Origin of the sequence: Rothia sp. HMSC064D08 (genome assembly GCF_001809525.1) — a bacterium.
Classification (GTDB): domain Bacteria; phylum Actinomycetota; class Actinomycetes; order Actinomycetales; family Micrococcaceae; genus Rothia; species Rothia dentocariosa.
The window spans coordinates 285,323-295,817 of the sequence record NZ_KV797895.1 but is presented as its reverse complement, the minus strand read 5'-3'; the positions used below and the strand labels follow the sequence as shown (position 1 = coordinate 295,817).

Here is a 10,495-nt window from a genome sequence, read left to right as displayed (position 1 = left end):
ATCTTTTCGTCGAAATCCTATCTGCTCGCGGGTGATATTCGAGGTTCCTTCGACTATGCGCTCCCGCTTTCAGCGTCTCAATATACAACTACGTACACCACATGCATCAGCACACATCGCAATGTTACGGTGGAAAATATGAGTGAGAAGTCTTTCGGCAATAATCCTACACAGCAGAATTCGAACTCGCAGATCTCAGCAGCAGGCACCGCACGCCCGGCTCTTCCTCTCCGGAAGCTCTACGGTATGCGTTTTGGATTAGCAGGTATAACGCTTGCGCTCATGGCTCAGACTTTTCTTGCCATCTTTTATCCGAGTTCTCTCAATTATTTCCCGGTATATACGTCCTCACCTATCCTCGTTACTGTGCTCTACTGGGCTCTGCAGATCACCGCGACAGTATTTTATCTGCGGTCACGGTATTTAGGGTTTATCCTCGGAGCCAATATCGTGGGTGCGCTGCATCATGGGCTTGACCTCTTCATGCTTATCTTCCTGGGGATTCTGTATCACCCGGACGGTATCGGTCATTATCTCGAAGGTGCAAACGCTGTATATATAATTGCTTACTGGCTCGGACAGGCTGTTACCCTCATCGACTTTACGCTCTGCATTGTCTTTATCATCGTGCTCATGCGTGTGTTTTCTCGCCGCAGCCAGAGCAAAGTTCAGCCCTAGCGCCTAGCCAGTTCCCTGCGTTCAAGCCCTAGTTGAGGGCACTATACAGTAAGCCTGCATCCGATGGGGCCTTTCTGAGATACTAGGTGTATGAGCAACAGGCATGACATTACCGACGAGCAGTTTAAAAAGCTGCTCCGAGAAATCTCGAAACGCTTCGCCATTCTGGGCGGCATCGTGATTCTCATCGGCTTAGCAATTATCCTCATCATGTACTTCTGGATGGGAGGGACTCACTCATGAGCAAGCCCAACCGCCAGAACCTCAGCGAGGCTTTTGAACGCATGACGGCGGGCAAAGCCTACCGCTTTACCGAGGAGAATAAGCAGGTCGGCGATTCCATCTACCAGGCAGTCAAGTTTTTCGAGCAGTACTATGCGCGCGGCGAGCACGCCCACGGCATGCATGTGCTCCGCGACTACTTGGGCAGCCTGGGTGAGCATACCCAGATGCGCCCGCCGGTTGCCTTCGACTTTGGGGTCAATACCCATATCGGCAAGTATTGTTTCTTCAATTTCAACACCACGTTCCTAGACGTAGCCCCCATTACCATCGGCGACTATGTGTTCGTCGGTCCCGGCTGCCAGTTCCTCACCCCCACCCACCCGCTCAATGTTCAGGATCGCATCAATTTTTGGGAGGGCGCCCTGCCGATCACGGTAGGCAATAACGTGTGGATAGGCGGCGGAGCCATTATTCTTGGAGGCGTCACGATCGGCGAAAACGCGGTGATCGGGGCGGGATCTGTGGTCACGAAAGACGTTCCCGAGAACACGATCGTCGCCGGTAATCCGGCCCGCGTTATCCGCACGATTGACCCGCAACAGCGACCGGCGCATCCGCACCAATACAGTGAACAGGAAATGACGCAGGCGCAGGAATTTTATGCGCGCCTTGAAGCTGATAACTTTTAATATCGCTCAACTTCCGACCCTTAAACTGAGCGCCACAAGCGCCACGGTTTTTATGAGCATATATAGATAAAAATTCTCAGATGCCAACCACCGATATGGAGGAGACCATGACATCTACCCCAAAGAATACCTCAGGTCCCCATCGCAATACCCCTGCTGAAGAAAATACCGCTCACGCGAAGGATAAAACGAACCAGAGTGAGCTTCGGGAGAGCTCTCATGACGCCTGGGACGCCGCTTTTGAGAGCGACGACCCGACCGTCGTGCTCTCCCCCAAGGATGTACTGGTCGATGATATATCCGAAGAGAAAACCCGTCCTCTCTCTGCCGCCGACCAGCAGAAATATCTTGAGGAAAGCGCTTCATCCGCCAATGCGCAGGTGAAGACTGATGCGGGTACCGCCAAGGATCGTTCACGAGATGGCGATTCTTCCTTCGGCTGGTTAGAAGATTCCGACGAGTCTGCCGGCAGCGACTCCGTGGATCAGTTGCGCCCCGCCGTGCCCAGCAGCATGGTTACCTACAGTACGGAGGCGCTTCCCCCGCTCCCTGAGCAGCCCACGACGCCCAGGGAAGGCGGCGACAGCGATGCCATTGTGGCCGTGTCTGCTCCTTCCCCCGCGCAAAATTACCTTATAGAAGACAGTGAAGATACCGACGAGCACGCCCCCATTCTTACGGCGGCAACTGCGTTCGAGCTTCAGAAAGCACGCTACGGACGACTTCAGGTTATCCCCGGGCTGATGGGCTGGTTCGCCGCAATGGGTGTTTTGCAGTTTTTGCTCTGGGTTACAGCGACCGTGGTAGAGGCCAATCACGGAGCCCCCTACGATTCCTTGGCCCCCATTGTGCGTGGGCTATTCTCGGGGAACGATGCGCTCGCCCTCTGGCAGGGTATCGGAACCGGTGCCGCATACCTGGTGGCGTACTGCATCGGCGGGTATGTGGCTGGCCGCATGGCACGGTTCTCCAGCGCAAAGCAGGGCATTTCGGTGTGGCTGTGGCAGGTCATGATCATGTTTGCGGCAAGCCTGCTCACCTATTTCACGCCCCAGGTTTTCCAGGGAGGCTCCGCAAACCTTTCCGTGCAGTGGTATACGCAGCACGGTACGGCAAGCGCTATTCTTTCGGTTGCGTTGGTTCTCTGCATCACCTTCATCGCCGCAGTTCTGGGCGGCCTGTTGGGCGGTCTCTATCACCGTCGTGTGGAACGCTACGCACAAAACTATGTGGACCAGGAGTTATAGCGTTTCAGGTATATAGCCCATAGGGAATATAGCGATCGGGGCAGGGTTTCGTGACGACATGAGAACCCTGCCCCCATTTTTGTGTGCACGATATGGCTATATGCCAACTCGGGAATATTCCAGAAACAGAATATGTGTGGTTTCAAGACCCAAAAAAAATACACTAGGGCGCCGAAAGAGGAGAATCCTTCGGCGCCCTTGAGCGTTACTGTACTTGTAAGCGCTACATATCCAAAAGCATAGCGGGCTCTTCGAGAATCGCGGCAACATCCGCCATGAAACGCGCCGAGAGATCGCCGTCTACCACGCGATGATCGAAAGAACCGCCCAGCGTGGTTACCCAGCGCGGAATAACCTCACCATCAACCACCCAGGGCTTCTGCTTAATCGTGCCGAAGGCAACGATCGCCACCTCGCCGGGGTTGATAATCGGGGTCCCTGTATCGATACCAAGCGAACCGATATTCGTAATCGTCAGGGTTCCATTCGCCATCTCGGCGGGCTGGGTCTTCCCCTCACGGGCGCGAGTCGTCAGGTTATTCAAGGCGATCGCCAGCTCACGCAGAGAGAGCTCCTGCGCGTCCTTGATATTCGGCACCATCAGCCCGCGCGGGGTCGCCGCCGCAATACCCAAGTTCATAAAGCGCTTGATCTGAATCTCGCTGTCCGTCCACGTAGCGTTCACCTGGGGGTTCCGTTCGGCCGCCCAAATCACGGCGGCGGCAAGCACCAGCAGCGGAGTTACCTTCACGCCCTCGAAGTGGCGCGACTTCTTCAAACGCTTGATAAATTCCATGGTGCGCGAAGCATCCACGTCCACGAAAATCGACACGTGCGGGGCGCTAAACGCCGAAGAAACCATAGCCTTCGCCGTTGCCTTGCGCACCCCGCGCACCGGAATATGCTGCATGCGGTCGCCCTGCGCGGACGGGGACTGCCAGAAACGCTGGCTCGTGGACTCCTGCACATCGTTAAGATGCGCCACATAGTTCAACAGGTCTTGTTTCGTCACCTGCCCGCGCGAGCCGGTTGCGGTCACATTCGCCAGATCGACGCCCAGCTCTTTTGCCGCCAAACGCACGGGTGGCGCCGCCAGCGACGGGCGATGCGGCACCGACTCCTGCGTCGACTGTGCGGTTACGACGGGCACCTCAGCCCCACCCTGGAAACGCTGCACAACCGTATTGAACGGGCTGTTCTCTACGAATTTGGAGGCGCGCTCGGCAAGCTCGCTGAAAAGCCCCTGATTGCGTGACTCCGGCACCGAGGGAGTATGCGCCACCGGCATCTCCTGAGCGGGCGAAGCCTGGACCTGCGGCGCGGCGTTCTGGGTCCTTGCGGATGCGGGGCGCTTGCGGGCGCGGCGCTTCACCGAATCGGCCTTGGGCCCCGAACCCACGAGTGCCTGGTTACCGCTCTCGCCCTCATCGGCGGATGCGGCGGGCGCATCCTGCGGTTCGTCTGCGGTGGATGCGGCACTGCCGGAGATCGCGATAATAGGCGTCCCGACTTCGATCGTCTCACCCTCGCTCACCAGAATCTTCTCCACGGTGCCGGTGTAGGGCGAAGGCAGTTCCACAACCGATTTGGCGGTCTCGATTTCGACGAGAACATCGTTGATGCTGACCTCGCTACCAACGCTGACTTTCCAGGTGAGGATCTCAGCCTCGGTAAGACCCTCACCCACATCTGGGAGATTAAAAATCTGGGACATTTTATGCCTTTCGCTAGGGAATATAGCCTATCGGGAATATTCTTCGCGGGTTATATAAGGAATATGGAATATACGGTTTAGTATTCAAATGAGCGATCAACGGCTTCAAGAATACGGTCAATATCGGGCACGTATTCGTCCTCCGTGCGTGGTACCGGGTACGGCATATAGTAGCCGCCCACGCGCAGCACCGGGGCCTGCAGGCTGTAGAAGCAGCGCTCAGTGATCGCGGCGGCGAGTTCGCCGCCCATGCCCCCGAAGGTCGGCGCTTCGTGGGCAACGATCAGGCGCCCGGTCTTCACCACGGATGCGGCGACGGTGGGCACATCCATCGGGGAGATCGACCGCAGGTCAATGACTTCGATCGAGCGCCCATCTTCGACGGCAGCCTCTGCGGCGGCGAGCGCTACCGGCACCAGCGGGCCGTATGCCACGATGGTCGCGTCTGTGCCTTCGCGCACCACCTGCGCCTGGAACGGATCAAAATCGGTGTCCGCAAAATTCACCTCGCCCTTGAGCCAGTAGCGGCGTTTGGGTTCGAAAATAATCACCGGGTCGTCGCATTCAATGGATTTACGAGTCATCCAGTAAGCATCATGCGGTGAGGACGGCGTTACGATGCGCAGCCCGGCGGTGTGCGCGAACAGTGCCTCGGGCGATTCCGAGTGATGCTCGACCGCCCCGATTACGCCGCCGTAGGGAATGCGTATCGTAACCGGAACAATGTATTTTTTGTCGCTGCGGTTGTGGATTTTGGCGAGCTGGGTGGTGATCTGGTTGTAGGCGGGGAAGACGAACCCGTCGAACTGAATCTCGGCTACGGGCCGATAGCCGCGCATCGCCATGCCGATGGAGGTGCCCACGATACCGGCCTCTCCAAGGGGAGAATCCATCACGCGCTTCTGCCCGTGCTTCGCCAGAAGCCCTTCGGTTACGCGGTATACGCCGCCGAGTTTGCCGATATCTTCGCCGATCAGCACGACTTTGCGGTTATCTGCCATCGCGTCGTCGAGGCCGCGAGTGATCGCTTTCGCCAGGGTCAGGCGCTCAACCTGTGCATTCTGCTCGCTCATTCTTAGTCCTCCTCGAAACCTGCGACGTAGTTGCGGTAGAACTCGCGTTCTTCTTCTACCTGAAGGTGTTCTTCGGCGTAGGCGCGGTCGAAGAATCGGTCGAATTCATAGGGTTCGGAGGCAATCGCCGCCTCGCGCACTCCGTTAGCAAGTTCTTGTGCTTCTTCGGCGAGTTTTTCGAAGAAGGCATCATCTGCGTGCCCGTTCTCGCGCAGATATTTTTCCAGGCGAATCAGCGGGTCTGCGTTCAGACGCTGCTGGAGTTCTTCGTCGCCACGGTATTTGGTGGGGTCGTCGGCGGTGGTATGCGGGCCCAGGCGGTATGTTTCCGCCTCGATCAGCACGGGGCCTTCGCCGCGGCGGATTTTATCGAGCGCGTAGCGGGTGACGGCGAGGGTTCCGAGCACATCGTTGCCGTCAACGCGCAGCCCTTCAAAGCCGTAGCCTTGGGCGCGGGTTGAGATGGGCACGCGCGACTGCACGTCGAAGGGTACCGAAATAGCCCAGCGGTTGTTTTGCACGAAGAAGAGTACGGGGGCATCGTAGGATGCGGCGAAGGCCATGGCCTCGTGGGCTTCGCCTTCGGTGGAGGAACCGTCGCCGAAGTAGACGCCAACGGCGGGTTTCACGGTGTCGTTATCGGGGTTGGTGGCCTGCCCTTGGCCTGTTTGCAGCTGCCCGGTTTCCGCCGCAATATCGGCATCAAAGTTCAGTCCCATAGCGTAGCCGACTGCGTGCGGAATCTGCGCGGCAAGCACTTTGGTGTAGACGTGGAAGTTATGTTTTTTAGGGTCCCACCCGTGGGTGTGTGAACCGCGGAAAACCGTGATGAGTTCGCGGAAATCTACGCCGCGGGCAAAGGCGACCGCGTGTTCACGGTAGGAGGGAAAAATATAGTCGTTGGGGGCGAATGCCAGTGCGGAGCCGACCTGCGCCGCTTCCTGCCCGCGGCTGGGCACCCACAGAGCCATTTGCCCTTGCCTCTGAAGCGCCGTTCCTTCGTCGTCAATGCGGCGGGTGATGTACATCAGGCGGTAGGCTTCGCGAAGCTGTTCTGCGTCTACGTCCTGCACATAAGAGCTGAAGGTGGGGTTCTCGTGTACCTTGCCGTTCTCATCCATCAGCTGGATGCGTTCAGGTACTCCCGGATATTTTTCGTTCTCGTGCATCAATCCTCCACGCAGATACGAGCTGTCCTTCACGCTGAGCGCACACAGAGAGTTTCGGCGCGCGGGTCGGAAGGCTTGGGCATATTTCCTCTTATTTTACTCGCTTAAGAACGAAGTGAAGGTTTATTGTGCGGTTTTCTATGCTTTCCTTCTGGCGTAATGCACCGTCCCGTGTGCATGTTGGTTCGCGGAATACTTACATGAGCGAAGAGCATTCTAAGTGTTGTCGCCGAGAGCCCACACGGTCCCTTCCCGATCCCTCGGCGACATAGCTCAACCCCGCGGAGTTGAGGGAGTTTAGACTCTGTGCGGGAACTGCTCGCAGATGCTGATGAAGCGATCATTTGCCTCGTCTTCACCGATGCTCACCCGCACGCCCTCGGAATCGAAAGCGCGCACCGCCAGAGCGTTAGCGCGCGCCAGTTCGGTAAATTCCGCAGTGTGTTCTCCCAGAGGAAGCCACACGAAGTTGGCGTAGGTTTGCGGAATGTTGTACCCCAGCTCGTGCAGCCGGGCGACCACACGCTCACGCTCAGCCACCAGGTGTTGCACACGTTCCATCACCTGATCTTCATGTTCTATGGAGGCGACGGCGGCAGCCTCTGCCACGGCGGTGACGGCGAAGGTTGTGGCGCTCACCCGCAAATACTGGGTCAGCTGCGGATGCGATACCGAGTACCCCACGCGAAGCCCCGCAAGTCCCTGTGCTTTCGAGAAGGTTCTGAGCACGATCACGTTCGGGTATTCACGGTACAGGCGCAGACCGTCCAGCGGCGCATCTTCCCCATCGGGTACGGGTGATACCGTGCAGAACTCGAAATATGCTTCGTCGAGCACCACCACAATATGAGGCGGCACCTGCGCTAAGAACTCGCGGATTTGTTTTTCGGTGACGGCGGGCCCGGTGGGGTTGTTAGGAGTGCACACCAGGATCACGCGAGTGCGGTCGGTGATCGCATCGATCATTCCCCGCAAATCGTGGGCACCGTTGGGCAGGTTCGGAATCTGCACGCTTTTTGCGCCCAGCAGCCCCACCAGAATGGGGTATGCCTCAAAGGAACGCCAGGCGTATATGACTTCGTCCTGCACGCCGTCGGCATCGACTCCGGCAAACGCTTTGAGAATCTGGTTGAGTGCGCCCAGGCTTCCGGCGCCGGTCACGATATTCTCGGCATCCAGGTTGAACCGCTTGGCGAGCGCTTCACGCAGCTTCGTTGAGAGCGGGTCTGGGTAACGGTGTACCGCATCGAAGGTGCTGAGAATTTCGGCGACCTTGGGTACGGGTCCGAGAGGGTTCTCGTTGGAAGATAGTTTGTACTGGGTTAGTCCGGCAACCTGCGGCGCGGGTTTTCCTGCTACATAGGCCGGAAGGTTCGCAAAAATATGGCGCGGGGGAATCGGTGATGTCTGCGGTTGGTGTGATTCACTCATATCCACAGTATAGTGCTCGCCAACCTCCCCGCCCCGGATTTTCACGCTAGGTCACGCGGGTTTCTGCCGATCGGGCGCGGTTGTGTTTACGCCGGTGCGCCCAGGAGCCTGGGGTCGTGTGAGGTGCGCATCTCGGGGTCTGGGGTGATGGTGGGCATACGGCTGCCGGTATCGGCGGGGGTTACGGTCTCACCATCGGGCTGCAGCTGATTCTGCGGTATGTGCAGGTGTGGTGCCTCGGCGGGGTTGTTCATCAGGTGCTCCCCCAGCGGCGGCAGGTACCCTTCCTGTGTTTTCAGGTCAAGGTTCGGCAACAGGTTTTCGCCTTCGTCCGTGCTGTGGGGTATATCGAGCTTGGGCAGGTTCAGGTCATCCAGCAGGCGCGGCGCATAATACGGTTCGGCGTGAGAGCCTGCCCCGGAAGGTATGATCCCTGCCCCGTGATAGCTGTACGGCATGGGTTTTGGCCCCGATATGTTCTCCAGTGACTCGGGCACATGCCATGCTGCAGGTGAGTGTTGGGTATCTGCGGTGCCGGGATTCTGCACCGGTGCGGGCAGTCCCGAAATCTTCGGGTCCGTGTAATCCACGGGCTTTCGTGGATCAAGCGCATCCATACTGGGTTTCAAAAAATCGGGTGTCCATGACCGTGCCTTATCTTGAGCCAAGTCAATCCCCATATTTCCAGCTACTTGAGGATTTACACCACGCTCATTTGATAATGTTGCGGCTCCGCTCTCCCATAACGAAGGTCCTCCCTCAGAGGTAGCGTTATAGACATTTCCGCCTTCGTAGGTGTATTTACCTTGAGGCGTAACAGCCATAGGTTTCTGCGCGTTAGCATCCCGTTCTAATGATTCACGATAAAACCTCATATCGTGAGTCATTTCATGTGGTTTAGGATCTCCGCCCTGGCGAAAACTTCTACGGTCAGTAATCACGGTCGAGTCACCTGGGCGTTCCTTCCACGTCTGGCCGCTAATGATTGCGGGTATAGGATCGCCTTTGTCTTTGGTTTGATGCACGCGGAAGGTCTTATTTCCTCGGTCTGGTAAAGCTTGTACGGGGCCGCCAAAAGTGTACACATCGCTCACGTGGTAGCGTGAGGCAAACTCGTTGTTATTGGCGGCGTTATAGGCGATAGCTGCGCCTTGAGAATGTCCCACAAGAATCACATCATCGGCTGAGGTTACGCCTTGATCTCTCAGCGCACGGTCTAGGGCGCGCATCATGATATGGCTGTCTTGGATAGAGGCGTTCGGGGTATCGGCGCCTATCTGCAAGGTGCCTTGGATACCGTCGGGTTCGCCAGGTTTATTGGAAAAGTCCGTCCCTGGGATATAGGCATATACGATTTTGCGGCCGGTTTGGGGGTCTCGGTATACCTGTACCTCAATCCCCGAGTAACCCTTCCCGTCTTTATCTTCGCCTTCGTATTTTTTCGAGAGGTCTCCCTTGCTCACGCGCTCCATATTCTGGGCGATCTCGGCGCGGGTGCGGGGCATTTTATCCGTCGGTTCTGCCTTATCACGATGCCAGTTCTTGAGTTCACCTCGGTTCTTGTTGTCCTGTTCTTTCTTCCCGAGCCACGGCATTTTTCCATTCACAATTCGTTCGGCTATCTCACGGGGAATACCCATTTTTTCGAGTCTTCGCGCTATACGCCTGCGCGCCATCTCTGGGTTAGCACGCATATCCTGGTAGGCGGTCGCCCCGAAAAGGGTAATCGCCGTCAGTGCGGAAAAGCCCATAATATAGGGGTTGCCGCTACGCATACCCCACCCGAAAATACTCTCTGCGGCACTATATCCAAGCTCGTACTTTTCCCAGGACCACATGTCGTTGAAGGCGCCTTGCGGATGCATGATCGCGTTGCGCATCCACTCTTCCTGCGACATACCGTTAGGCATCTTCCCACCCTGAGTGAGCCCGATGCGGCTGAACAGTCCCTTCGCGGCTTCTTCTGCCTGATGGTAGCCCTTCGAGCAGGTATCTATTGCACTGGCGGTTGCCTCCAGCTTAACGGCCCGCTCCCCCAACGTCGCCGCGGCAGAGGTGGTCATGACCGAGGCTTGCCGCCCGTGCTCGTTGGTGCCGAGAAAAAGCATGAGCTGCGCCGCGATACCGCCCAGCGGCAGGGGTAATGACCCGCAATCGCCGCCTAGCTGGTGTACATTCTGTGCGAGCTGCGGCAGCTCTTCCAGCAGAACGCTAATGGTTTTATCGTCCCCACCGGCTGCTATCTGTTGTCCCGGAGTGTTCATCGTGA

9 protein-coding genes are annotated in these 10,495 nt (G+C 57.3%); 4 read left to right on the top strand and 5 right to left on the bottom strand.

Annotation, left to right across the window (positions count from 1 at the left end):
• The 4 genes from HMPREF2625_RS03570 to HMPREF2625_RS03560 all read left to right on the top strand — a co-directional run.
• On the top strand, positions 1 to 678 hold a 678-nt coding region (locus HMPREF2625_RS03570; protein WP_246826629.1), incomplete at its 5' end, for a hypothetical protein.
• Positions 679 to 768: 90 nt separating this feature from the next.
• On the top strand, positions 769 to 921 hold the full coding sequence (locus tag HMPREF2625_RS10905) for a hypothetical protein (protein ID WP_004005629.1): 153 nt from the start codon (positions 769 to 771) through the stop codon (positions 919 to 921).
• Positions 918 to 1,592 carry a sugar O-acetyltransferase gene (locus tag HMPREF2625_RS03565; RefSeq protein ID WP_070521857.1) on the top strand — a complete coding sequence of 225 codons (675 nt, stop codon included), beginning with the start codon at positions 918 to 920 and terminating at the stop codon, positions 1,590 to 1,592. The genes HMPREF2625_RS10905 and HMPREF2625_RS03565 overlap by 4 nt, the downstream gene beginning before the upstream one ends.
• 107 nt (positions 1,593 to 1,699) lie before the next feature.
• The gene (locus tag HMPREF2625_RS03560) at positions 1,700 to 2,839 is read left to right on the top strand and encodes a hypothetical protein (RefSeq protein WP_246826628.1); all 1,140 of its coding nucleotides are present in this window, start codon (positions 1,700 to 1,702) and stop codon (positions 2,837 to 2,839) included.
• A gap of 223 nt (positions 2,840 to 3,062) precedes the next feature.
• On the opposite strand, the gene HMPREF2625_RS03555 is transcribed toward HMPREF2625_RS03560, so the two are convergent.
• The 5 genes from HMPREF2625_RS03555 to HMPREF2625_RS03535 form a co-directional block, all read right to left on the bottom strand.
• Entirely contained in the window at positions 3,063 to 4,553 is a 1,491-nt protein-coding gene (locus tag HMPREF2625_RS03555) for a dihydrolipoamide acetyltransferase family protein (protein ID WP_070521851.1), read from the bottom strand.
• Between the two features lie 77 nt (positions 4,554 to 4,630).
• Entirely contained in the window at positions 4,631 to 5,626 is a 996-nt protein-coding gene (locus tag HMPREF2625_RS03550) for an alpha-ketoacid dehydrogenase subunit beta (RefSeq protein WP_070448791.1), read from the bottom strand.
• A gap of 2 nt (positions 5,627 to 5,628) precedes the next feature.
• The gene (locus HMPREF2625_RS03545; RefSeq protein ID WP_070521848.1) at positions 5,629 to 6,795 is read right to left on the bottom strand and encodes a thiamine pyrophosphate-dependent enzyme; all 1,167 of its coding nucleotides are present in this window, start codon (positions 6,793 to 6,795) and stop codon (positions 5,629 to 5,631) included.
• 297 nt (positions 6,796 to 7,092) lie between these two features.
• Complete coding sequence (locus HMPREF2625_RS03540) at positions 7,093 to 8,226, bottom strand: histidinol-phosphate transaminase (protein ID WP_210394367.1); 1,134 nt, start codon at positions 8,224 to 8,226, stop codon at positions 7,093 to 7,095.
• An 86-nt stretch (positions 8,227 to 8,312) separates the two neighbouring features.
• Positions 8,313 to 10,490, bottom strand: a complete 2,178-nt coding sequence (locus HMPREF2625_RS03535) for a hypothetical protein (protein ID WP_070521845.1) — start codon at positions 10,488 to 10,490, stop codon at positions 8,313 to 8,315.
• Positions 10,491 to 10,495 lie beyond the last annotated feature (5 nt).

Excerpts from the sequence above, each read along its gene's own strand:
- HMPREF2625_RS03535 (WP_070521845.1), bottom strand. The coding sequence starts at position 10,490 with ATGAACACTCCGGGACAACAGATAGCAGCCGGTGGGGACGATAAAACC.
- HMPREF2625_RS03565 (WP_070521857.1), top strand. The coding sequence starts at position 918 with ATGAGCAAGCCCAACCGCCAGAACCTCAGCGAGGCTTTTGAACGCATG.
- HMPREF2625_RS03540 (WP_210394367.1), bottom strand. The coding sequence starts at position 8,226 with ATGAGTGAATCACACCAACCGCAGACATCACCGATTCCCCCGCGCCAT.
- HMPREF2625_RS03545 (WP_070521848.1), bottom strand. The coding sequence starts at position 6,795 with ATGCACGAGAACGAAAAATATCCGGGAGTACCTGAACGCATCCAGCTG.
- HMPREF2625_RS03560 (WP_246826628.1), top strand. The coding sequence starts at position 1,700 with ATGACATCTACCCCAAAGAATACCTCAGGTCCCCATCGCAATACCCCT.
- HMPREF2625_RS03550 (WP_070448791.1), bottom strand. The coding sequence starts at position 5,626 with ATGAGCGAGCAGAATGCACAGGTTGAGCGCCTGACCCTGGCGAAAGCG.
- HMPREF2625_RS10905 (WP_004005629.1), top strand. The coding sequence starts at position 769 with ATGAGCAACAGGCATGACATTACCGACGAGCAGTTTAAAAAGCTGCTC.
- HMPREF2625_RS03555 (WP_070521851.1), bottom strand. The coding sequence starts at position 4,553 with ATGTCCCAGATTTTTAATCTCCCAGATGTGGGTGAGGGTCTTACCGAG.